We start from the raw sequence: 22,074 nt of genomic DNA on the forward strand, positions 1-22,074 counted from the left end.
TATTTTGCAATAAGAAGAGAAAACAATGTAAAGAAAAGGATGGGGTACGCAATGAATACAAAAAAATTTGCTAAAGTAAATGAACAAATTCCAGGACCGAAAGCGGCATCTTTATTGGAACGCCGTCAAAATATAGTACCAAAAGGAGTAAGTAACGGCATCCCAACGTTTGTACAATCTGCAAATGGTGCTCTTGTAACAGATGTTGATGGCAATCAGTACATTGATTTTGCAGGAGCAATCGGGACAATTAACGTAGGGCATTGTCATCCAACGGTTAAAGAAGCGCTCCATAAACAAGTCGATCAATACATTCATACTGGATTTAACGTTATGATGTATGAGCCATATATTGAATTAGCAGAAAAGCTTGCGGCATTGGCACCAGGAAGTTTCGATAAGCAAGTCCTGTTTTTAAATAGTGGTGCAGAAGCAGTTGAGAACGCGGTGAAAATCGCTCGTAAATATACGAAGAGACCTGGTATTATCGCATTTTCTAAAGGTTTCCACGGGCGTACATTAATGACAATGACGATGACAAGTAAAGTGAAGCCATATAAATTTGGGTTTGGTCCCTTTGCTCCAGAAGTATATAAAGCGCCATTTCCATACGAATACCGTCGCCCAGAGGGATTAACGGAAGAGCAGTATGATGATTTTATTATTGAAGAGTTTAAGAACTTCTTCATATCGGAAGTAGCACCAGAAACAATTGCAGCTGTTGTAATGGAACCTGTTCAAGGGGAAGGTGGATTTATCGTCCCAAGTAAGAAATTTGTTCAAGAAGTACGCCGCATTTGTTCAGAGAACGGCATCTTATTTGTAGCGGATGAAATACAAACAGGCTTTAGTCGTACAGGAAAATATTTTGCAATTGATCACTATGATGTCGTTCCAGATTTAATTACAGTGTCTAAATCATTAGGTGCTGGTGTACCGATAAGTGGTGTCATTGGACGTAAAGAAATTATGAATGAGTCTGCACCAGGTGAACTTGGTGGAACGTATGCAGGAAGTCCATTAGGATGTGCGGCTGCATTAGCTGTTCTCGATGTAATAGAAAATGAGAAATTAAATGATAGAGCGATAGAATTAGGAAAAGTCGTAATGAACCGATTCGAAGAGATGAAAAATAAATATCATTGCATCGGTGATGTGCGTGGGTTAGGCGCAATGTGTGCATTTGAGGTCGTTCAAGATCGTAAGACGAAAGCACCTGACAAAACGTTAACGGCTAATCTATGTGCAGAAGCAAATAAGCGTGGGTTACTGTTATTATCAGCAGGGACATATGGAAATGTTATCCGTGTGTTAATGCCTTTAGTTATTACAGATGAGCAACTTGAAGAAGGTTTAACAATAATTGAAGAATCATTGCAAGCTTGTTATGAGCAAACAAACATCGCTCGCGTTTAAAAACTGAAGTATAAATAGCAAACATTCTGGTTGACTCTATATTAAATGCAGAAAATTCACTTTATAATAAAGGTAGTGAAGTGGATCGATGGATTTGAAGTTAGGGGTGGCTAGGATGGTTGCAGAAAAGGAACGAGTGTTAATGGATTTAAAAGATGTATTTGAATATGCGTTTGACGAAATTTTTGTTACAGATGAGCAAGGGATCGTTGTACGTGTAAATAGTACATGTGAAAGGCACTACCAACTAGCTGCAGAAGAGTTAGTTGGTAAGCATGTAAAAGAACTACAAAAGGATGGAATCTTTTATCCATCAGCGACATTAGAAGTGATTGAAAAAAAGAGGCCAATTGAACTCGTTCAAACTACAAAATCAGGAGAGTATTTACACGTTCGTACAAGGCCTGTTTTTGATGATGAGGGAAATTTAAGAAGAGTGATTAGTTATTCTCGCGACCTTACTGAACTCTATCAATTACGTCAAAAGGTAGAGGAAATGGATAATCAGCTAAAAACATATAAAAAAGAATTAAGAGAAACATATGAGCATGAAGGACTTATTTTTAAAAGTCTAGCTATGCAAAAAATAGTCGATACAATCAAAAAAGTATCTGTAGTGGATAGTACTGTTCTCGTTTTAGGCGAGACTGGAGTAGGAAAAAGTCGATTAGTACGCCATTTACATGAAGTGAGTCACCGTAAGCATGAAAGTTTCTATGAAATTAATTGTGCGGCATTACCAACTAATTTAATTGAATCGGAGCTTTTTGGATATTCAGGTGGATCTTTTACAGGTGCGAATCGTGAAGGGAAAAAGGGACTATTAGAATCCGCGCATAAAGGAACTCTTTTTTTAGATGAAATCGGTGAAATGCCGCTTGAAATTCAAGCGAAGCTTTTGCAAGTATTGCAAGAAAAAACATTTCGTCCTATAGGCGGAAGAGAATTAAAAAAAGTAGATGTTCGAATTGTGGCGGCAACAAATAGAGATTTAAGCGAGATGGTGAAACAAGGAACATTTCGGAAAGATTTATACTATCGTTTGAATGTCATTCCAATTGCAATTCCCCCGCTTAGGGAAAGAACAGAAGATATTTTGCCGCTTATTTATCATTACTTGCAGCACTTTAATAAAAAGTACGGACGTGATGTGAAACTAGCGCCGAGTACGTTACAAATGTTTGTTGGATATCCATGGGAAGGGAACAATAGAGAAATAGAGAATGTAATTGAGAGAATTGTTATTACTGTTGATGATGTTGTAACGGTAGAGGATTTGCCACTCTCTATGCAAGAGGCTGCAGTTGAACAATCGGGGCAAAGCCTTTATAAAATGCTGGAAGAGGTAGAGAGAAATATAATTCTTAAAGCATATAAAACGTATGGATCAAGTTATAAAGTGGCTGAGTTTTTGCAAATTAGTCAATCTGCTGCTACTAGAAAAATTAAGAAGTTCATAGAGGAGGAAGAAAACATTGGATAAAAAGGCGACTTTCGTAAGTATAGATAAAAAGGCGATGTATATAAATGGTGAGTGGATTACACTACAAGAACAAATTGAAGTAAATAATCCTGCGACGAAGGAAATATTTGCAACTGTACCAAAAGGCGGAGTAACAGAGGCAAAGCAAGCTGTTGATGCTGCACATGAAGCTTTTAAAACGTGGTCTAAGTTAACGGCAGCAGATCGTGCAACGAAGTTAAAAAAGTGGTTTACGCTTATTGATGAAAATAAAGAAGAGATCGCAGCGATTATGACGAAGGAACAAGGGAAGCCGTTTGCAGAAGCGCTTGGTGAAGTAAATTATGCAAACAGTTTTGTTGAATGGTATGCAGAAGAGGGGAAACGCGTATATGGTGAAATGATTCCTGCTGCTCATCCGAATAAGCGCATTTTAGTTATGAAGCAACCAGTTGGCGTTATGGCAGCTATTACACCTTGGAACTTCCCAGCTGCTATGATTACGAGAAAGGTAGCCCCAGCGCTTGCAGCAGGCTGTACAGCCGTTGTGAAACCGGCAAGTCAAACGCCATTAACTGCATTGAAATTAGCTGAATTAGCCCATGAAGCAGATATTCCAAAGGGCGTAATCAATATCATAACAGGTAGTGCAAAAGCAATTGCTGATACATGGATGGAAGATGGTCGCGTTCGAAAAGTGTCCTTTACAGGGTCAACGGAAATCGGGAAAGAGTTAATGGCTAGTGCGGCGCAAACGATGAAAAAAGTTTCGCTTGAGTTAGGGGGACACGCTCCGTTTATCGTAATGAATGATGCAGATTTAGATAAAGCAGTAGAAGCGGTGATTGGTTCGAAATTCCGTAATGCAGGACAAACGTGTATATGTACAAACCGAGTATTCGTTCAAGAAGAAGTATACGAAGTATTTGTAGAGAAGTTCCAAAAGGCAGTAGGGCAGTTGAAAGTAGGAGACGGTTTCGGTGACGGAACGACTGTCGGGCCACTTATTGATGAGAATGCAGTTTCAAAAGTACAAGAACATATTGAAGATGCTATTCAAAAAGGTGGAACAGTTTTATATGGTGGTCAAAAGGTCGCAGAGTTAGAGGGACATTTCATTCAACCGACTGTAATTGGGTTGGCAAATGATACGATGCTTTGTATGAATGAAGAAACATTTGGGCCAGTGGCACCAGTTGCGAAATTTAAAACAGTTGATGAAGTAATCGAACGTGCAAACAATACACCATACGGTTTAGCTGCGTATATTTTCACGAAAGACATTAGCCAAGCATTCCAAATTAGTGAAGCGTTAGAGTACGGTATTATCGGTCTAAACGATGGTCTTCCATCAGTTGCACAAGCACCATTTGGTGGATTTAAAGAAAGTGGTATCGGTCGTGAAGGAGGCCATTTCGGCATCGAGGAATATTTAGAAATTAAATATATTTCATTGGGACTATAAGTAGTATACTAGAATCTCTATAAGGTAACAGAGAAGGAGATTCTAGTATGGTATATTGGCTATTATTACTTGTTACAATTATTTTTGAAGTAGCTGGAACAATTGCGATGAAACTATCAAATGGTTTAACAAAGCTCGTTCCAAGTGTACTGATTTTCGTGTTTTATGGGATTTGTTTCAGCGTGTTTGCCATCGTTGTGAAAAAGATTCATTTAAGTATTGCTTATGCTATTTGGTCTGGCGTTGGAACATTACTTATTACAATCATTAGTGTGTACTTTTTTAAAGAGCATATTAGTTTATTTCAAGCATTTTGTATTCTTTTTATTGTTTTGGGTGTCATTGGGCTTAAGGTTTCATCGGCATCATGAAAGCTATCTTTTGTAGAAGATAGCTTTTTTCTATTTGTGCAGTTAACAATTAATACGACAAAATATGACAAGAAAGAGTAAAGCGTTTTGTTATGATACATATGAAATATTGTCTTATGTGGAGGAAAGAGTATGTTAAAAAAGGTAAGTCAAATTGTTTTAATTTTTGGCATAGCTTTTAGTTTAAGTGCTTGCACTGAGACTAAAGATAGTAATGAAAGTAAACAAGAAGATGTTCAAGATAAAGTGTATAAAATAGGGGAGACAGTAGACGTAGATGGTTTGCAAGTAACTATCGATTCAGTTAAATTAGGATATCCGGATTATGATGAGAATAAAAAGAAAGAGGAGATTTTGGGGATTATTTTCAAAGTAGAAAATAATAGTAAAAAGGAAATACCTTTTGCATTTTATGAATTTGAGATTACCGATAAGAAAGGTACAAGATTTAAAGAATATAATAACCCTGATAGCTTTATTAGTAAAAAGTTAGCACCAGATGAAAAAATTCAAGATATCATGCTATTTGACGTAGCGAAAGAAAATACGTATATCGCTACGTATAGACCGGAGTTTACGCATGAAAATAGAACGATAAAATTTGAATTGAGACCAAATAAATAAAGAAACACATTTGATTATCCAATGTGTTTCTTTATGGTAATAAATTTAAAACGCCCAGTTACCTTTACGGAAGATAGGCTCATGTCTGCCATCAGCAGTAATACCGTCAATATCAAGCTCAGCTGATCCAATCATGAAGTCGTTGTGTGTGATACTAGCGTTTGCGCCGTTTTCAGCAAGTTCTTCTTTAGACATTGTTTTTCCGCCAACTAAGTTAAATGCATAAGCATTTCCGATTGCAAGGTGGCAAGATGCATTTTCGTCAAATAGTGTATTGTAGAATAAAACATTTGTGTTTGAAATTGGTGAGTCATGAGGTACTAAAGCTACTTCTCCTAAGAAGTGAGAACCTTCATCTGTTTCTACTAAATGTTTTAAAGCTTCTTCACCAGCTTCAGCTTTATAGTCTACGATACGCCCGTTTTCAAATGTTAACGTGAAATTATCGATAATATTACCTGCAAATACTAACGGTTTTGTACTAGAAACTTGGCCGTTTACACCTGTTTTAAGTGGCATTGTAAATACTTCTTCAGTTGGAATATTAGCCATAAATGGTACGTTCTTTTCATTTAAGCTACCAGCACCAGCCCATACATGTTTTTCTGGAAGTTCGATTGTTAAATCTGTTCCAGGACCTGTATAGTGAAGAGCTTTATAATGCTTTTCGTTTAAGTAATCCACTTTTGTATGTAATGTTTCATCATGTTCTTTCCATGCTTCTACAGGATTTTCTAAATCAGCACGAGTAGCTTTGAAAATAGCATCCCATAACTTTGCTTCTTGTTCTTCTGGCGCTACGTCAGGGAATACTTTCGCAGCCCATTCTTTCGTAGGAACAGAAATGACACACCAACTTACTTTATCTGCTTGTACGTAATCACGGTATACTTTCATTGCTTCTCCAGCTACTTTATGAGCTGTTGCAATACGCGATGCTTCTACACCTTTTAATAAATCAGGGTTTTCTGCATAGATAGACATAAATGCAGCGCCTTCTTTTGCTAATTCTTCACGAGCATGTGCTTTCCAAGATGGAAATTCAGCGAAAGCTTCTTCAGGAGCTAGATCGAACTTTAAGCGTGTTAACGTCTCATCATTCCAATCTACATATACGTGTTTTGCACCAGATTTATATGCTTTTTCTGTAACGAGGCGTACAAATTGTACAGCTTCAAGAGGTGCACTAATTGATAAAGTTTGTCCAGGTTGAATATTAACACCAACATTAACTGCAAGAGCAGCATATTTCTCTAACGTTTGTTCAAATGACATATGTATAATCTCCTTTAATTTGAAAGATTTCTTACTATATATAATACAAGAAAATTCTAAAAATATATATAAATATAAAGTAAAAAGAGAGCTCAAAATGTATTGAGCCCTTATATTTACTTAATTGAAGAAGCAAACTGCTCTACAGTCGTTGTATGGTGTATACGAACGCGCTTCATCTTTAACAATTCATCAGGTTCACCCTTCGTAATGAATTGCCCAGGCTTTGTCGTCGTCGCAAATTGATAATACTTCTTCGTTTCTGTAACAACCTTATCATCTACATGACCGAATGGATAAGCAATCGCGATAACAGGCTTACCTGTTATTTTTTCTAGTTTTTCTTTTGAACCTTTTAACTCTTCCTCATAGTTTGTAATTTTCGGTAAGTCTGCATGTGTTGCAGTATGAGATTGCACCGAGAAAATGCCGGAATCAACCATTTCTTTTATTTCAGAAGTAGACAATGCTCCTTCTACATCAACGTTATCAACAATCATATATTCTGTTGCTGCCGGTTTAAAAGTATCATCTTTTAGCTTTTGTAAAACGCGAAATGCATTCATATTATTTTTCATACCGTCATCAAATGTAACGAAAATCGGCTTATTTACTTTATTTATATCACCCCAGCGTTCAAACGTTAAAAGCGTATAACCATTGTCTTTTAAATGTTTCATTTGTGCTTCAAAGTTAGCTGGTGATACGAATAAGTCTTTAATACCTTGACCATGATAATCATCGATTGCGTGATACATAAGAACAGGAACCTTTTGTTCGAAAGTAATAGTAGATTTCGTAAGCGGGATTGTTTTCCCATCTTCTTTCATTCCTGTTGCTTCAATTTGGAACTCACCGCGTTTTCCTTCAAATTCTTTTATGTCAAAAGGAATTGTAAATTGTTTCTCCTTTTCTTTAGAAGAAAAAGATTTAGCACGTTCCTTTCCATCAGCTGTGCGCCAAATTTTATATTGTACTTCATTTAAAGAATCTTTTAAGTCTGTAATATGAATACTTGTGTTTGTAGATTCGTGTGTGATGGGAGTATAAGAAATTTTACCTTGTTCTTGTAGAGCCTCTTTTTGTATAGCTACTTCTTGAACCTTTTTCTCTTTTTTAGGTTCTTGGCTTACATTGCTAGTATTGCAGCCTGCTAGAATGGCAGACGTACATAAAGCAATTGCTGCGTATTTTCTCATAAAAATCACCTTCTATTGTGTAGTATGTTGCATATTGACATTAAAATCCCCACCGCTATAAGAGTGGTGGGGATTTACCCTTGTTCATCATATCATTTGAAGAAAATGAGGGGAATATGATTTTTAGGAGGCTATTAAGGTAATAGATTAGTGACTTTGAATAGATGTATTTTTTTGTTTCTTATTAGAATTAATAATAATATAACCGACTACAAAGATAAGAGGAATAATGAAGACATAGATAGGCATTCCCCATACATAATAGCTTTTCAGCGTTAAGACTAGTAAATGTAAGAAATCGAAAATTGCGTGGGCTTTCATAATATCCTCCAATGGTTTTTTGAAAATTATAACATTTTTAACTTGTTATTTGTATAATTTGGAAAGTGATTTAAGCTAATTTTAAAGTAAGAAGAATACATATTAATATGCAATTTTGCATAAGGATATGTATTTTATTAAAATATAAAGATTTTATACTATAATGAAAACCGCTATAAAACTAAGTAAGAATAATGTATGGAGTGGAGAATAGAAATGAAATATAAAAAAATAATATATATCTTTTTCATATCGCTATTTATAGTTGGTTGTCAAAGTGAAGTGAGTAAAGCGAATAGCGTGGAAGAGTATATTCCATCGCATCTTATGAATGCGGAAGTGACGGCGGATATTATGACAATAGAATTTCCTTATGAGATAAAAGAGAAATTAGAGAAAATCGGAAATAAAATGAGCAATAGTATTACAAATAATTTAGATTGGTATTTGAAGTATGCCGAAGAAGAAATTATACCGAAAAAAACGTTTCCTTATCATCAAAACTTAGGTATTACAAAAGAAGAATATGATTTTATGATAGATAAAATGGATAATGCAGAATATATAAATACCAAAGACGGAAAACTCTTTTTTAAAAAGAAAGATCATGAAATTCAAATTCTCTCTGATGAAAATTTGAAGCTAATTAAAAATATTCGAATTGATACAGAGAAGAATACAATTAAAACTCCTTTGGGAGAATGCGAATATGAAGGTGAAATAAAGGCGTCGGATGAACAAAAAGCTACTGGTCCATGGAGTGGGAAGATGTGGACTTTAAAAAGCGATGGATTACTTTATCATTTTTCATTAGGAAAGTTAAAAAATATAAACAAATCTATCATTTACATTTCAATAAAAGGTATATATAAAGATAGGATTATCAATACAGAAGAAGCAGTTGAATTTCACTCGGTTTCATAAAGAATCAAAAAAAACACCTTACTTGTTAAAGTAAGGTGTTTTTTTATTAAATAAACAATCCAGCGATTGTCGCAGATAAAATAGAAGCAAGTGTTGATGCAAATAGCATTTTCCAACCAAATTTAGAAACAACGCTTCCTTGCTTTTCAGAAAGGGCACGGATTGTACCAACGATTGCACCAATTTGGCTAATACTTGCGAAGCTAATTAAGAATACTGTAACGATTCCAACTGTACGTGGAGCTAATGTTGTAGCTGTGTCTTTTAAATCAAGGATTGCTACAAACTCATTTAAAACAATCTTCGTACCCATAATACCACCAGCTGGGATAATATCTTGAGTTGGAATACCCATTAAGAATGCGAATGGAGAAAGTACGTAACCGAAGATTTGTTGTAAAGTAACAGCATGTCCCATTGCGCCTGAAGCTGCACTAATTACGTAGTTTACAACTTCCATCACACCGATAAAGGCGATCATTAATGCGGCAACGATACCAGCTACTTTTAAACCATCAAGCGCACCGTTAATCATTGCGCCGATAAAGCTGTCCCCGAATAGAGTTCTATCAAATTTCTGAATCACTTCATCTTCTTTCTTCGTATCAACTGGTGTTAATAACGAACAAACGATTAAGCTTGAGAATAAGTTTAGCGGAAGAGCTGCCAGTACGTATTTTGCATCTAACATCATTACGTATGATGCTGTAACAGAAGCAGAAACGGAGCTCATCGCAGAACAACAAATGATAAACATACGGTTTTTATTGAAATGCTGTAAATCGTTTTTAATAACGATTAACGCTTCACTTGAACCGAAGAATACAGAGTTTACTGCGTGGAATGACTCAACACGTGGTAAACCAGTAATTTTTGAAATAGCACCGCCGACAACGCGAACGATGAATGGTAAAACACCTAAATAACTAAAGATTGAAAGTAGTGCTGAGAAAAATACGATAATTAATAATACGTTTAAGAAAAAGACAAAATCTCTGTGAATTCCATTAAAGAGAAAATCGACACCTGTCGTACCAAGTTTAATTAGTTTGTTGAAAACTTTACTAATGAAAATAATGATTTGTTGACCAATCTTTGTAGCAAACATAAACCAACCGATTAAAATTTGGAAACCAATCATAATTGCAATTGCACGGAAGTTGATTTTACTTTTGTTGTTTGACAAAGCAAAACATAAACCTAACACGGCAATAATACCGATAATGCTCATTACATATTGCATGTAGTTGCCCCTTTCAGAAGTTCGTATAAAGTTTGTACATAAAACGCTCGTTATATTACTAAAAATAAAGGAATGAGGTTTTATGTCATACGTAAGATGTCTGACCTTTTAGAAAAATAAAAATAAAAAAAGACCCATATGGATTCACTTTCATCTATGAGAGAAAGCTAATCAATATGAGTCCTTTTTTGCGCATAGGCTAATATTCATTAGTTTTCCCCATAGTCCAGCAATTTAAGGTTGCCGGGTAGAAACTCTCGATCCATATTATCAAGTATATATGAGGTAACATCGTCCGTATTAAATTAGTAGTAGCGTAACATTAACAGAGAAGTATCGTCAATAGCTTTTTTTCTTCCAATAGAAAAAGACCATATAAGTATGATAAAATGTAACGCAGTGTTATGAAAAAGAGAGGTCGGAAAATGAGTACTAAAATGACGCCACCAGTTGAGAAAAACGAGTTTATAGATGTAGTATTTGAAGATTTAACACATGATGGTGCCGGTGTTGCGAAAGTAAAGGGCTATCCTATTTTCGTTAAAAACGGATTACCAGGTGAAGAAGCGCAAATTAAAATTATTAAAGTGAAGAAAAACTTCGCATTTGGTCGTTTAATGAAGCTTCATACAGAAAGTCCATATCGTAAAGATGCTGAATGCCCAGTATATAATCAGTGCGGCGGTTGTCAGCTTCAGCACTTAACTTATGAAGGACAATTACAAGCGAAAGAAAAACAAGTACGTGACGTTATGCAGCGTATCGGAGGACTAGCTGATGTTCCTGTTCATCCTGTACTTGGCATGAAGAATCCGTGGGTATACCGTAATAAAGCACAAGTACCAATCGGAGAACGTGAAGGCGGACTTGTAGCTGGTTTTTATCGCCAAGGAACGCATAACATCATTAATATGGAATCATGCTTAATTCAGGCAGAAGAAAACGATACATTAATCCAAGAAGTAAAACGTATTTGTGAAAAGCACGGTATCACTGCGTACAACGAAGAGCGTAACAAAGGAACACTTCGTCACGTAATGGCTCGTTACGGACAAGTAACAGGAGAAATTATGCTTGTCTTCATTACGCGTACAGCAGAATTGCCGAACAAAAAAGCAATTATTGAAGAAATTGCAGCGAAATTCCCAGAAGTAAAATCAATTGTTCAAAACGTAAATACGAAGCGTACGAATGTAATTTTCGGAGACAAAACGACAGTACTGTACGGATCAGAATACATTTATGACTTTATCGGTGACATTAAATTTGCGATTTCAGCACGTTCATTCTATCAAGTAAACCCAGAGCAAACGAAAGTGCTTTACGATAAAACGTTAGAATACGCAAAATTAAATGGTAACGAAACAGTAATCGATGCCTATTGCGGAATCGGATCAATCTCGTTATTCCTAGCGCAAAAAGCGAAAAAAGTGTACGGCGTTGAAATCGTCCCAGAAGCAATCGAAGACGCAAACCGAAACGCAGCACTAAACAACATGACAAACGCTGAATTTGGCGTAGGAGAAGCAGAAGTAGTCATTCCAAAATGGTACAAAGAAGGCGTAATCGCCGACACAATGGTCGTAGACCCACCGCGTAAAGGCTGTGACGAAGCATTACTAAATACAATCATCGACATGAAGCCAAACCGCGTCGTATACGTATCGTGTAACCCAGCAACATTAGCACGTGATTTAAAAGTACTAGAAGAAGGCGGATATAAAACACAGGAAGTACAGCCTGTTGATATGTTCCCGCATACGACGCATGTGGAGTGTGTGGCTTGGCTTAAGTTGGTATAATAGGAAAGCAGTTGATATAGGGGAAATCTATACCACCTGCTTTTTGGTTTACAAAAATACCATTCATAAGCGATTTTAGTTAAAATAAATATTGCTGATTTTCACAAATTATAAATTGAGATTTTGAAATTGTATTCATAGTGAGAGGATTTGAATTTGAAATGATAGATAATTTTTGGCGTGAATTACCACGACCATTTTTCGTACTTGCACCAATGGAAGATGTGACAGACGTTGTTTTCCGTCACGTAGTAAGTGAAGCAGGTCGTCCGGACGTATTCTTCACAGAGTTTACAAACTCGGATAGCTATTGTCATCCAGAAGGTATGAAAAGTGTACGTGGCCGTTTAATTTTTACAGAAGACGAACAGCCGATGGTGGCACATATTTGGGGAGACAATCCCGAATACTTCCGTCAAATGAGTATTGGTATGGCAGAACTAGGATTTAAAGGCATCGATATTAACATGGGTTGCCCAGTACCGAACGTTGCATCAAGAGGAAAAGGTAGTGGCCTTATTCTACGTCCAGACGTTGCGGCAGAACTTATCCAAGCAGCAAAAGCGGGCGGACTACCTGTCAGCGTAAAAACACGACTTGGCTTTAAAGAGTTAAGCGAGTGGGAAGATTGGTTAACGCACATTTTCAAACAAGATATTGCAAACCTTTCTATTCACTTACGTACAAGAGAAGAAATGAGCCAAGTAGATGCGCATTGGGAACTAATTCCGGAAATTAAAAAATTACGTGACCGTATCGCACCAAATACGTTAATAACAATCAATGGAGACATCCTTGATCGTAAAATGGGGCTGGAACTTGCTGAAAAATACGGCATTGATGGCGTAATGATCGGACGAGGCATCTTCAAAAATCCATTTGCTTTTGAAAAAGAGCCAAGAGAGCATAGCAGTAAAGAGCACCTAGATCTTTTAAGACTACAACTTGATCTTCAAGATCAATATGCAGAAGTACTGCCACGCTCAATCACAGGGCTTCACCGCTTCTTCAAAATTTATGTAAAAGGCTTCCCTGGAGCTGCTGAATTGAGAAATCAATTGATGAGTACGAAATCGACTGATGAGGTGCGTGCTTTGTTGGATAAGTTTGAGGATAGTGTTGGTGTGGCTCAGGATAGTGAGACGGTTTAACTTTTAAGCAGTTAAATCATTTCATATGTAGTGCATGACATGAGTGAGTTGAAAATAAGCGTAGAGCTGGAAAAGAACAGTGTATTTGAGAAATCAAAACACTGTTTTTTTTCTTTTAGTTAATGTTAAGAGAGAAATCTTTTTATAGGCATATAAAAAACATGTAAGAGCGCTGTAGATACAATGATAGAGAAAAGTTCGGGTAAGACTATAAAACATATCTTTAAAATGTTAAAGTATTAATTTAGCGGACAATAACTAAAAGGTTAGATTAAACATGATAATTTAAAGTAGGTTATAGCATAAACTTTAACCGCTGAATAAATAATCAACATTTCAGGAGGAAACCCAATGGCAATGAGCAACAACGATATATTAAAAAGAGTACGATACGCTTTAGATATAAAAGATATAGATATGGTAGAAATCTTTAAACTAGGCGGGATGGAAGTAACGAAAGAAGACGTAGTTGATATGCTTACAAAAATAAAGAGAGCTCCTCAGCATGAAGCTGAAAATGATGAGGTAGCTGAAGATGAGTACGTAAAAACATGCGATATGATGATGTTAGAGGCATTTTTAAATGGATTTATTACTTTAAAAAGAGGAAAGCAAGATCCGAAACCAGGGCAGCCTGCACCTGTACAGAGCAAGGAGAGTGCCAATAACCTTCTTCTAAAGAAAATGAAAATCGCACTATCTTTAACGAGTGAGGATGTACTTGATATATTAGATAGCGTAGGCGTTACGGTAACAAAAGGAGAGTTAGGCGCTCTATTAAGAAAGAAAGGCCATAAAAATTACAAAGAGTGTGGCGATAGATACGCAAGGAATTTCATTAAGGGATTAGGTGTAAAGTATAGAGGATAATGAGTTCGTTAAAGCAGTAAATGATATAATAGGTAGAGTAGGACGTTCGTATCCTACTCTTTTTTATTTGTAAAAATACTATGCTAGGTGATGAAATGGTACATACATATTTAGGTGAGACAATTAATTTTCATATAACTTATAAGAAGAAAAAGTCCGTGCGTCTTTTTGTGGATTCGTATGGAAATGTGGAAGTACAGGCTCCGAAAGGAACACCTGTTGAATACTTAGTCCAGTTGCTAGAGGAGAAGTGGGATTGGATTCAGACAACACGTAAGGAAATGGCGGAGCGAGCGCATGGACCACAGGAAAAGGATTATGATCAAGGAGAGGGCTTTTTGTATTTAGGGAATACGTATCCGATACAGATTTCCCAAGATGCAAGCATTGAGCAAGACAATGCGATTTTTGAAGGGGATAAGTTACATATTTATGTGAAAGAGCTTAAGGATGAGAAAATACAACAAGCTTTAAAACGATTTTATTATAAGCAGTGTAAATCTTTAGTAGAGAAGAGTATTAAAGCGCATCAAAGTAATTTCAAAACAAAACCACGTTCTATTCGTATTACAGATAGTAGTCGTACTTGGGGTACTTGCGATTCGAATTTACAACTAACATTCAATTGGAAGCTAGCAATGGCACCACAGCGAGTAATTGACTATGTAGTTGTTCATGAAATGTGTCATATGGTTCATTTAAATCATGATCGATCTTTTTGGCGTCTTGTCGGGAAGATAATGCCTGATTATAAAGAAATGGAGAATTGGTTAGCGTTATCTAGTTGGAAGATGACGGTTTAGGAAGGGATATCGATTTTTGTCTGTAAATCGATATTTCTTGTCGAATCGTTGATATATTGTGAGTTTTGATAGATATATTTTAAAAATCGTTGATATATTGTAAGTTATGATAGATATATTTTAAAAATCGTTGATATATTGTAAGTTATGATAGATATATTCGAAAAATCGTTGATATAATTTCATTTACCACAGGATTGTTCAACAAATCGAAAAGAGAAGAGGTCACAGCAGACATCTCCTCTTTTCGACCATATAGATTATCGCCCAAACTTCACAATGAAAGTATCTGCTGTTTTCTCCATCTCATACCCACGATACCCCTCCGAAAGCAAAGCCTGCTGTCCACTAGCATCACTCATTAGAATACTTTGAATATCCGTCCAATCGCTTTCTTTATCTCCGCGCAATTTCTTCACAAAAACATACCGCAGACTACCACCATACTTCTCCTTTAGCGCAGCAATCGCCATCCCTTGCGCAAACTTATCCTTCAAACTCGGGATGTTAAAAGGAGCAACGGTGCAGCATACATAATCATATTTGCTATCTTCTTTTTGCAATTCGTCCATGATGACGTTTGCTAATATTTTTTGCATACCATTTCTTCGGCAGTTCGGATGAACGTTTGAGATTTCTTGATAGATGACGCGGTGCAGTTCACTTTCTGATAGACCAATATCAAGCCCTAAATGTTCATCGTCGATAGGAGGGACGAGTAGAGCACGAAATGCGATGAGTTTGTTTTCGATAAAAGCACCGATCATCATGCCGTTTCCTTCTAGAATGTATTGAAATTCTTCTTGTGAGAGTGGTTGTAAACGACTTTTATCTTCTAGTGCTTCAACTACAATGTTTTGTAGTGATAAGATTTGCTCGATGTGCTCTAGTGATAGTAATGTAACGTGAAATGGATTGTTATTTTGTTTTAATGTTCCTTCGTATAGAACCGTCATATGATAGTCCTCCTTTAGCGTACAACGTCTTGAAAGACGGCTAGTTCTTGTAATGTATCTTCGTTTATTTCAATGCCGAGTCCAGGCTTTTCGTTTAAGCGAATGAATGGTACGTCGTAATGTAAGTTTCCGATGTCTTTTGTGAATTTTAATGGCCCTGTTAGCTCTACGCTCGTAATGATTTTCTTTGAGAAAGCGACATGGAAACCTGCGGAAGAGGCAACAGATGATTCGACCATTGATCCCACTTGGCATTCAATGCCTGCCATTTCTGCTTGATGAGCGAGCTTTACAGCTGGATATATGCCGCCGCATTTCATTAGTTTTATATTTACTTTATCAGCAGCTTCTAATTTAATAATTTGGCGCATTTCACGAGAACTTTTTAAGCCTTCATCAATCATAAGCGGGAGGTCTGTCTTAGAACGGATATGAGCCATGGCATCAATATCGTCCGCGATAACAGGTTGTTCAATCCAGTCAATGTTTAAATTTCCTAATGAACGAAGTGCTGTTAATGTGTTTGCGCTATTTTTCCAGCCTTGGTTTACATCAACGCGAATAGCGATGTCATTTCCTACACGTTCTCGTACAGCTTCAATACGTTTCACATCTTCTTTTACATTCGTACCAACTTTCATTTTGAAAGATTGGTAACCTTTTTGAATCATAGAAGCAGCTTCTTCAGCCATGTTTTCTGGATCGGCAATACTTAAAACATGAGTGACAGGGAATTCTTCATGGTAGCGCCCGCCAATTAATTGATATACAGGTTGATTTAGTTTTTTGCCCATTATATCAAAACAAGCAATATCAATTGCGGCTTTCGCTGTTGGAACACCGTAAATTGTATTGTCCATCATGTCGTGTATTTTTTCGATATTCATTGGATTTTGCCCGATTAGAGCAGGGGTTAGCGTATGTTTTAAAGTATAGAAAGTACTTTCCCATGATTCACCTGTGACGTGATCATCAGCAACGCCTTCACCGTAACCGATAATACCTTCATCTGTTTCCATTTTGACGATAATAGAGGGCATATCAGAATAAGAGCCATAACTAATAACAAACGGATTGCGAAGCGGTAAACGAATTGCGTAAAGATGAATAGCTGTAATTTTCATTGAATAGAAACCCCTTCCTGTTTACAATAGTTTTATACATTTGATATAGTTGACGTTAAATAGTCGTTAATTAATGATAAGGAGTTAGAGAAAATGATGATAAAAATTGCAGTTGTCGGTTCAAAGGAGTTTATGGAGAACCTTTTTCCTATTGCTCAAAAATTAGAAGGAATAGAAATTGATCCATATATTTACCTTCATCCGGCGGAATCTTCTGAACTATTAAAGTGTTTAAAGCCTTGTGATGTCATCTTTTTCTCAGGTGCTTTACCTTATTATATGGCAAAAGAAATAAGAGAACAATTACGAATTCCAAGTACATACTTACAGCAAGACGAGACAACTGTCGCATCTTCAATTCTTTCTATCATGTATCATCAAAGTATTCAACCACATAACATTTCCATCGATTTAGTAGACCGCTCGTTTATTACAAATGTGTTCCATGATATCGGTATAAAAGAAAGCCCGCAAGTGTTGGATTATGAAAATATGCTGTGGAGTAAAGATGAAATAAATAGAGTTATCGATTTTCATGTAGCTAAATATCAATCTGGAGAGGCTCATTTAGCTTTAACTAGTATTCACGCTGTTTACGACGAGCTTCAAAAAATAGGTGTTCCTTCAGAGCGTATGATTGATCCAACACAATCCATTATACATGGGCTAAAAGATGCAAAAATAAAAGCTGAGTTAGCAAAAAGCTATTCCGCTACTGTTGGTGCTTGTATTATTTCTTCCTTAGAATTACGAACGAGTTTGCTTGAAAAACTAGATGTCATTTCAAAAGAACTACGTGGTTCATTTAAACAAGTGGATGAAATGACATGCATTTTGTATACAACTCGTGGTGATATCGAATCAATTATTAAAACAAATGCGATAGATAACTTGTTTGCGAGCGTAGAAGGAACGATAGCTATTGGATTTGGTTATGGGAAAACCGTGAAAGAAGCGGAGCAAAATGCAAAAATTGCTCAAAGTTTTGCAAAGAACAATCCAATAGATCGTTGTTTTTATATACTAACAAGTGATAAAGATTTGTTTGGTCCGTTCCCGAAAGAACAGAGAGTACAAAGTTTGAAAAATGATAATCCGGAACTAATGAAAATAGCGAAGGAAACAAAGCTTAGTCCGGCCAACTTGTCAAAAATCATTCAATTTAGTCAATCGCACCCGTCATTGAAGTTTACAGCAGCTGACCTTTCTGAGTACTTACAAGTAACTCGAAGATCGACAGAAAGGTTGTTAAAGAAATTAGTTGATTACGGGTATGCTCATATTTGCGGCGAGGAAATGCCCTATCAACAAGGGCGACCTCGTGCACTATATGAACTGAATTTACCGCTATTTTTAAGCTTCTAGTTGAGCTTTTTGTTTCTTTAGTAGTTCTGCTTTTTCAATGTCTGATAGTTTTACAATTGTGAAGCCTGTTATACCATAAATGATTGAGATAATAGGTACGATGAAATTCAAAATAGCATAAGGAGCATATTCAAATGCACCTACGCCAAGTGTTGCGAGAATAAATACACCGCACGTATTCCAAGGAACGAAGACAGAAGTTAATGTTCCACCATCTTCTAATGCTCTGGATAAGTTTTTTGAATGTAGTCCTTTTTCCGTGTAGGCATTTGCGTACATTCTTGAAGGGACAACAATTGAAATATATTGTTCAGAGCAAGTAAGGTTTGTTGCAAAACAAGATGCGATAGTAGAAGCGATAAGCCCTTTTGCTGATTTCGCTAACTTTAAAATTTGATTTACAATTGAGCGAAGAATACCTGTATGTTCTAATACTCCTCCGAAAGTCATAGCGACAATTGTCATAGAGACTGTATTCATCATCGAATCTAAGCCACCGCGGTTAAATAGTTCGTCTACTAGCTTGTTTCCAGTGTCTATAACAAATCCAGCTTGGAGTGCACCGACAGATGCTGAGACAGAACCACCTTGAATAAAGACTTGTGATAAGAATCCTAAAATAATACCGACGAGAATCGCTGGTATAGCAGGGACTTTTTTAGCGACCAATACCATAACGACTACGGGTATAATGAGTAGAAAAGGCGAGATAACAAAGTTTTGTTGCAATACTTGTAACGTTTGATCGATGCTCTTCGCATCAATATTGTTAGCGCCAAAGCTTTTTCCTAAGACTGCGTAGACGATAAGAGTAATAATTAAACCTGGAACTGTAGTAAATAACATATGACGAATGTGTGCGAATAAATCTGTATTTGTTAATCCTGCGGCTAAGTTAGTTGTATCTGAAAGCGGTGACATTTTATCGCCAAAATAAGAGCCTGAAATAATGGCACCAGCAACCATTGGAGCTGGAATTCCCATACTTAGGCCAATTCCCATTCCAGCAACACCAATTGTGCCCATTGTAGACCAAGAGCTACCAATTGCTAATGCTACGATAGAACAAATGACGGTAATGGAAACTAAAAATAGTGATGGAGTTAAAAGTTTTAAACCGTAATAAATCATCGTTGCGACGATTCCACCGCCAATCCAAGCACCAATTGTTAAGCCAACAAGAATAATAATGACGATAGCGGGTAATGCAAGACGAATCCCTTTATACATTGCTTCTTCAAGATCATTCCATTTGTAACCGTAACGCCAAGCGACAATAGAAGCAACGGTTGTACCAATAATAAGTGGAACGTGAGGGGTTTGTTTTAATACAACAATTGTAACCATCATAACTGCAACGGTAATGATAATAGGGATAATCGCTATTCCAAAAGGTATTTCTTTTTTCATAAAGTTCCTCCTTGTTACGTATGTTTGTTTGTATTTTTAGAATTGTCGTAAAATAGACGTTTATTAGGTTATGATAACTAAAAGTTTATGTAAGCGTCAACATAAAAAACAGAAAATAAGGAATGTTCTAGTTGTTTGTTTAGTTTGTAATATAAGTGCAGAGTAAGCTTTTTAAGTATTTAAAAATAAATAATTGACTTTTTTCTTAAAATTCAATATGTTCATAAAAACATCTGTTTTTCATAAGTATAATTAACCCGAATCGTTTGTAATGTGGGAAGGAGACTGGAACGTTGAAAACATTAGAACTACAAGAGCGCTTAACGGAGATTTTTCAGCATTTACACGAAAACCCTGAAGTAAGTTGGAAAGAATATGAAACGACAGCGTATATTACTGACTTTTTAAAAGAAGAAGGAATTTCATATAGAACATTTGATGATTGTCCAGGTGTAATTGCTGAGATTGGAGGCGGGAATCCGGTTATTGCGATTCGTGCTGATATGGATGCACTTTGGCAAGAAGTAAATGGAGAATTTAAAGCGAACCATTCATGTGGCCATGATGCTCATATGACCATTGTAATGGGACTTATTTTACAATTGAAAAATATGAGATGGAAAAGTGGTACGGTTAGATTTATTTTTCAGCCAGCAGAAGAGAAGGGGAATGGTGCTTTGAAGATGGTGGAGAAAGGTGCTGTAGATGATGCTGATTTCTTATTTGGCGTCCATCTAAGACCAATTGAAGAACTATCTTTGAAACAAGCAGCCCCATCTATTCGTCATGGAGCAGCAGGATTTTTAGAGGGTATGATTCATGGGGAGGATGCACACGGGGCAAGACCACATCAAGGTGTGAATGCAATTGATGTCATTTCCATGATTAATATCGGTTTGAAAAATATTTGGCTGCCACCGCAAAGTTCTTATTCAGTAAAAATGACGAGATGCCAAGCTGGTGGTGATAATTTAAATATTATTCCGGGAAATGGTCATTTCAGTTTAGATGTAAGAGCAGAGAGTAATATACTATTAGAAGAATTAAAGAAAAAGATTGAGCATGTAATAGAATCAGCTGCATCGATGGGATCAAAAACTTCATACGAATGGATGGATCTTGCACCAGGAGCAGAGGTTTCCGAAGAAGCAGAGCGCTTTATGCGTAAAGGTATTCTCGAAGTGTATGGGGAAGAGAGATGCACAGGGCCTCTCTATACGACAGGAAGCGATGATTTCCATTACTATACAGTGAAAAGACCACATTTAAAAGCTGTCATGCTTGGACTAGGAGCAGACCTACAACCTGGATTACACCATCCGTATATGAGGTTTGATCATAGTTGTATTATGGATGGGGTAGAAATATTGAAACAAACTGTATTGAAAGTGTTAGAAGACAGGGGCTAGAGAGCTCCTGTTTTTTTGTCGTGAATTGTCGGCAAATCGATATATTTGAAAAAACGTTGATATATTTTGAGTTATGATAGATATATTAAGAAAATCGTTGATATATTTGAAGTTATGATAGATATATTAAGAAAACCGTTGATATATTTGAAGTTATGATAGATATATTGAGAAAATCGTTGATATAATTTCACGTACCTATTAATTTGATGAAAAATGAGCCTCCAGTACATGGTGTATAATAATAAGTACCATTTTTTAATAGGAGAAAACGAATGAACGAACAATATTACGATGCAGTTTTACATATAAAAACAGTCGGTGAGCAAAAAGGGTTTAACAAGTCTATGCATTATCATCGCTATGAACCGACACCGTATAGCGGGTTAGATGAGTTATTGAATCAATATGAAATACGAAGTAGCGACCGAATTGTAGACTTTGGGTGCGGAAAAGGGCGATTAAACTTTTATATGCATCATAAATGTGGTGCTTCAGCAGTTGGAATTGAAATGAATGAAGAGTTTTATAAAGAAGCGATGGATAATCGAGATCGTTATGCACGAAAGGCACGAAACAGTAAGGGGAAAATTCAATTCCAATGTTGTTTAGCGCAGGAATATGAGATTGATCCACATGATAATAGGTTTTATTTCTTTAATCCATTTTCTGTACAAGTGTTTATGAATGTAGTAAATAACATTTTGCTTTCAGTAGAAGAAACGGGGAGAGAAGTGGATATTATTTTATATTATCCTTCTGAGGACTATATTTTCTTCTTAGAAAATCAGACTGCGTTTGAGCTGAAGAAAGAAGTTAGATTGCCAGGTGCTTATGAGAAGAATGGGAATGAGAGGTTTTTAGTTTATAGATTGGAGTGTTAA

Annotated in this window: 20 protein-coding genes and 1 riboswitch; of the genes, 13 read left to right on the forward strand and 7 right to left on the reverse strand. The window is 36.4% G+C overall.

Translation table 11 applies throughout. The annotated features are described in order from the left end of the window. Positions 1 to 51: 51 nt before the first annotated feature. From gabT to ACTL4X_RS01915, 5 genes are all read left to right on the forward strand, one after another. Positions 52 to 1,416: a 4-aminobutyrate--2-oxoglutarate transaminase gene (gene gabT, locus ACTL4X_RS01895; RefSeq protein WP_001093019.1), complete on the forward strand. Its 1,365-nt coding sequence runs from the start codon at positions 52 to 54 to the stop codon at positions 1,414 to 1,416. Positions 1,417 to 1,531: 115 nt separating this feature from the next. Continuing rightward, complete coding sequence (locus tag ACTL4X_RS01900) at positions 1,532 to 2,899, forward strand: sigma-54 interaction domain-containing protein (RefSeq protein ID WP_000225136.1); 1,368 nt, start codon at positions 1,532 to 1,534, stop codon at positions 2,897 to 2,899. Next, complete coding sequence (gene gabD, locus ACTL4X_RS01905) at positions 2,892 to 4,343, forward strand: NADP-dependent succinate-semialdehyde dehydrogenase (protein ID WP_000358132.1); 1,452 nt, start codon at positions 2,892 to 2,894, stop codon at positions 4,341 to 4,343. Before ACTL4X_RS01900 ends, gabD begins: the two co-directional genes overlap by 8 nt. Before the next feature lie 47 nt (positions 4,344 to 4,390). Beyond that, entirely contained in the window at positions 4,391 to 4,714 is a 324-nt protein-coding gene (locus tag ACTL4X_RS01910; protein ID WP_000263262.1) for a DMT family transporter, read from the forward strand. Between the two features lie 132 nt (positions 4,715 to 4,846). Further along, positions 4,847 to 5,338 carry a DUF4352 domain-containing protein gene (locus ACTL4X_RS01915; protein WP_000915110.1) on the forward strand — a complete coding sequence of 164 codons (492 nt, stop codon included), beginning with the start codon at positions 4,847 to 4,849 and terminating at the stop codon, positions 5,336 to 5,338. A gap of 45 nt (positions 5,339 to 5,383) precedes the next feature. On the opposite strand, the gene ACTL4X_RS01920 is transcribed toward ACTL4X_RS01915, so the two are convergent. From ACTL4X_RS01920 to ACTL4X_RS01930, 3 genes are all read right to left on the reverse strand, one after another. Beyond that, positions 5,384 to 6,613: an aminopeptidase gene (locus ACTL4X_RS01920; protein ID WP_000007349.1), complete on the reverse strand. Its 1,230-nt coding sequence runs from the start codon at positions 6,611 to 6,613 to the stop codon at positions 5,384 to 5,386. Between the two features lie 116 nt (positions 6,614 to 6,729). After that, entirely contained in the window at positions 6,730 to 7,812 is a 1,083-nt protein-coding gene (locus tag ACTL4X_RS01925) for a polysaccharide deacetylase family protein (protein ID WP_001233731.1), read from the reverse strand. A 147-nt stretch (positions 7,813 to 7,959) separates the two neighbouring features. Further along, a complete protein-coding gene (locus tag ACTL4X_RS01930; protein WP_000643592.1) occupies positions 7,960 to 8,133 on the reverse strand; it encodes a hypothetical protein in 174 nt (57 codons plus the stop codon). Between the two features lie 216 nt (positions 8,134 to 8,349). Here ACTL4X_RS01930 and ACTL4X_RS01935 point away from each other — a divergent pair, with 216 nt between their 5' ends. Beyond that, the gene (locus tag ACTL4X_RS01935; RefSeq protein WP_000875591.1) at positions 8,350 to 9,057 is read left to right on the forward strand and encodes a hypothetical protein; all 708 of its coding nucleotides are present in this window, start codon (positions 8,350 to 8,352) and stop codon (positions 9,055 to 9,057) included. 46 nt (positions 9,058 to 9,103) lie between these two features. On the opposite strand, the gene ACTL4X_RS01940 is transcribed toward ACTL4X_RS01935, so the two are convergent. Next, complete coding sequence (locus tag ACTL4X_RS01940; protein WP_001200484.1) at positions 9,104 to 10,300, reverse strand: NupC/NupG family nucleoside CNT transporter; 1,197 nt, start codon at positions 10,298 to 10,300, stop codon at positions 9,104 to 9,106. A 202-nt stretch (positions 10,301 to 10,502) separates the two neighbouring features. After that, positions 10,503 to 10,604: riboswitch (purine riboswitch) on the reverse strand. A 121-nt stretch (positions 10,605 to 10,725) separates the two neighbouring features. On the opposite strand from ACTL4X_RS01940, the gene rlmD reads away from it, so the two are divergent. The 4 genes from rlmD (at position 10,726) to ACTL4X_RS01960 (ending at position 14,926) form a co-directional block, all read left to right on the forward strand. Then, the gene (rlmD, locus tag ACTL4X_RS01945) at positions 10,726 to 12,102 is read left to right on the forward strand and encodes a 23S rRNA (uracil(1939)-C(5))-methyltransferase RlmD (RefSeq protein WP_086400871.1); all 1,377 of its coding nucleotides are present in this window, start codon (positions 10,726 to 10,728) and stop codon (positions 12,100 to 12,102) included. Between the two features lie 161 nt (positions 12,103 to 12,263). Continuing rightward, on the forward strand, positions 12,264 to 13,253 hold the full coding sequence (locus ACTL4X_RS01950) for a tRNA dihydrouridine synthase (protein WP_000566708.1): 990 nt from the start codon (positions 12,264 to 12,266) through the stop codon (positions 13,251 to 13,253). Positions 13,254 to 13,604: 351 nt separating this feature from the next. After that, positions 13,605 to 14,123 carry a DUF1456 family protein gene (locus ACTL4X_RS01955; protein WP_001251702.1) on the forward strand — a complete coding sequence of 173 codons (519 nt, stop codon included), beginning with the start codon at positions 13,605 to 13,607 and terminating at the stop codon, positions 14,121 to 14,123. A gap of 95 nt (positions 14,124 to 14,218) precedes the next feature. Next, positions 14,219 to 14,926 (forward strand): M48 family metallopeptidase, encoded by a 708-nt coding sequence (locus ACTL4X_RS01960; RefSeq protein ID WP_000233754.1) that lies wholly within the window; start codon positions 14,219 to 14,221, stop codon positions 14,924 to 14,926. A 260-nt stretch (positions 14,927 to 15,186) separates the two neighbouring features. On the opposite strand, the gene ACTL4X_RS01965 is transcribed toward ACTL4X_RS01960, so the two are convergent. Then, complete coding sequence (locus ACTL4X_RS01965) at positions 15,187 to 15,882, reverse strand: N-acetyltransferase (RefSeq protein ID WP_086692263.1); 696 nt, start codon at positions 15,880 to 15,882, stop codon at positions 15,187 to 15,189. Between the two features lie 14 nt (positions 15,883 to 15,896). Further along, on the reverse strand, positions 15,897 to 17,006 hold the full coding sequence (locus tag ACTL4X_RS01970) for a mandelate racemase/muconate lactonizing enzyme family protein (RefSeq protein WP_086692266.1): 1,110 nt from the start codon (positions 17,004 to 17,006) through the stop codon (positions 15,897 to 15,899). A gap of 93 nt (positions 17,007 to 17,099) precedes the next feature. On the opposite strand from ACTL4X_RS01970, the gene ACTL4X_RS01975 reads away from it, so the two are divergent. After that, positions 17,100 to 18,371: a hypothetical protein gene (locus tag ACTL4X_RS01975; protein WP_000972811.1), complete on the forward strand. Its 1,272-nt coding sequence runs from the start codon at positions 17,100 to 17,102 to the stop codon at positions 18,369 to 18,371. On the opposite strand, the gene nhaC is transcribed toward ACTL4X_RS01975, so the two are convergent. Then, positions 18,360 to 19,781 carry a Na+/H+ antiporter NhaC gene (nhaC, locus tag ACTL4X_RS01980; protein ID WP_000711522.1) on the reverse strand — a complete coding sequence of 474 codons (1,422 nt, stop codon included), beginning with the start codon at positions 19,779 to 19,781 and terminating at the stop codon, positions 18,360 to 18,362. The two genes, ACTL4X_RS01975 and nhaC, sit on opposite strands and share 12 nt — an antisense overlap. Before the next feature lie 293 nt (positions 19,782 to 20,074). Between nhaC and ACTL4X_RS01985 the strand changes: the two genes are divergently transcribed. Next, positions 20,075 to 21,190, forward strand: coding sequence for a M20 peptidase aminoacylase family protein (locus ACTL4X_RS01985; RefSeq protein WP_000853516.1), 1,116 nt, complete (start codon positions 20,075 to 20,077; stop codon positions 21,188 to 21,190). 275 nt (positions 21,191 to 21,465) lie between these two features. Continuing rightward, entirely contained in the window at positions 21,466 to 22,074 is a 609-nt protein-coding gene (locus tag ACTL4X_RS01990; RefSeq protein ID WP_001005624.1) for an SAM-dependent methyltransferase, read from the forward strand.

The sequence above is a fragment of the Bacillus sp. RE35 genome, assembly GCF_052146655.1.
Lineage (GTDB): Bacteria > Bacillota > Bacilli > Bacillales > Bacillaceae_G > Bacillus_A > Bacillus_A cereus.

Excerpts from the sequence above, each read along its gene's own strand:
- ACTL4X_RS01915 (WP_000915110.1), top strand. The coding sequence starts at position 4,847 with ATGTTAAAAAAGGTAAGTCAAATTGTTTTAATTTTTGGCATAGCTTTT.
- rlmD (WP_086400871.1), top strand. The coding sequence starts at position 10,726 with ATGAGTACTAAAATGACGCCACCAGTTGAGAAAAACGAGTTTATAGAT.
- ACTL4X_RS01975 (WP_000972811.1), top strand. The coding sequence starts at position 17,100 with ATGATGATAAAAATTGCAGTTGTCGGTTCAAAGGAGTTTATGGAGAAC.
- ACTL4X_RS01935 (WP_000875591.1), top strand. The coding sequence starts at position 8,350 with ATGAAATATAAAAAAATAATATATATCTTTTTCATATCGCTATTTATA.
- ACTL4X_RS01970 (WP_086692266.1), bottom strand. The coding sequence starts at position 17,006 with ATGAAAATTACAGCTATTCATCTTTACGCAATTCGTTTACCGCTTCGC.
- nhaC (WP_000711522.1), bottom strand. The coding sequence starts at position 19,781 with ATGAAAAAAGAAATACCTTTTGGAATAGCGATTATCCCTATTATCATT.
- gabT (WP_001093019.1), top strand. The coding sequence starts at position 52 with ATGAATACAAAAAAATTTGCTAAAGTAAATGAACAAATTCCAGGACCG.
- ACTL4X_RS01900 (WP_000225136.1), top strand. The coding sequence starts at position 1,532 with ATGGTTGCAGAAAAGGAACGAGTGTTAATGGATTTAAAAGATGTATTT.
- ACTL4X_RS01950 (WP_000566708.1), top strand. The coding sequence starts at position 12,264 with ATGATAGATAATTTTTGGCGTGAATTACCACGACCATTTTTCGTACTT.
- ACTL4X_RS01920 (WP_000007349.1), bottom strand. The coding sequence starts at position 6,613 with ATGTCATTTGAACAAACGTTAGAGAAATATGCTGCTCTTGCAGTTAAT.
- ACTL4X_RS01925 (WP_001233731.1), bottom strand. The coding sequence starts at position 7,812 with ATGAGAAAATACGCAGCAATTGCTTTATGTACGTCTGCCATTCTAGCA.
- ACTL4X_RS01960 (WP_000233754.1), top strand. The coding sequence starts at position 14,219 with ATGGTACATACATATTTAGGTGAGACAATTAATTTTCATATAACTTAT.
- ACTL4X_RS01955 (WP_001251702.1), top strand. The coding sequence starts at position 13,605 with ATGGCAATGAGCAACAACGATATATTAAAAAGAGTACGATACGCTTTA.
- ACTL4X_RS01940 (WP_001200484.1), bottom strand. The coding sequence starts at position 10,300 with ATGCAATATGTAATGAGCATTATCGGTATTATTGCCGTGTTAGGTTTA.
- ACTL4X_RS01990 (WP_001005624.1), top strand. The coding sequence starts at position 21,466 with ATGAACGAACAATATTACGATGCAGTTTTACATATAAAAACAGTCGGT.
- ACTL4X_RS01965 (WP_086692263.1), bottom strand. The coding sequence starts at position 15,882 with ATGACGGTTCTATACGAAGGAACATTAAAACAAAATAACAATCCATTT.
- ACTL4X_RS01930 (WP_000643592.1), bottom strand. The coding sequence starts at position 8,133 with ATGAAAGCCCACGCAATTTTCGATTTCTTACATTTACTAGTCTTAACG.
- ACTL4X_RS01910 (WP_000263262.1), top strand. The coding sequence starts at position 4,391 with ATGGTATATTGGCTATTATTACTTGTTACAATTATTTTTGAAGTAGCT.